The sequence below is a fragment of the Microcoleus sp. PH2017_08_TRC_O_A genome (genome assembly GCF_020738665.1).
Classification (GTDB): domain Bacteria; phylum Cyanobacteriota; class Cyanobacteriia; order Cyanobacteriales; family Microcoleaceae; genus Microcoleus.
In genome coordinates this window covers 25,944-26,328 of the sequence record NZ_JAEQCE010000115.1, presented here as the reverse complement: position 1 = coordinate 26,328, position 385 = coordinate 25,944, and the positions used below count along the sequence as shown (strand labels likewise).

Sequence of the window (385 nt, the reverse complement as noted above, 5' to 3'; positions counted from 1 at the left end):
GATACTAGCTACTAATTCTTTTGGTTTTTTATCAAGGGTGGACTCCGGCTCAGTATCAGCATTGTAAATTACCTCAATTACATAGGAATCGCATTTTGGCACTAATCTTATTTGACAAATTTTTTCGGAATTTACAAGAGTCTTTATTGAGATATTCGTACCGGAAAGCTTGATGATTCCTTTCTTGAGTTGCTTACTACTAATCGCCCCAATCGTATAAACGAGAATATTTCTACCCTTGACTTTATCTTTGTACTTCGGTAACTTTGGGCGTCCACTAAATTTCGTGGGTTCATTTTTGTAAGCTTTGACTGCTTCAAAGAAAGATTTCCAATTCTTGTCTAATATCATCAATATTTGTTGACTTACCTTGGCTGGTAATTCC

1 pseudogene is annotated in these 385 nt (G+C 35.6%); it reads right to left on the bottom strand.

What is annotated here, in order from left to right:
* Positions 1-385: pseudogene (locus JGK22_RS29385) on the bottom strand (RNA-guided endonuclease TnpB family protein); the annotation flags it as partial.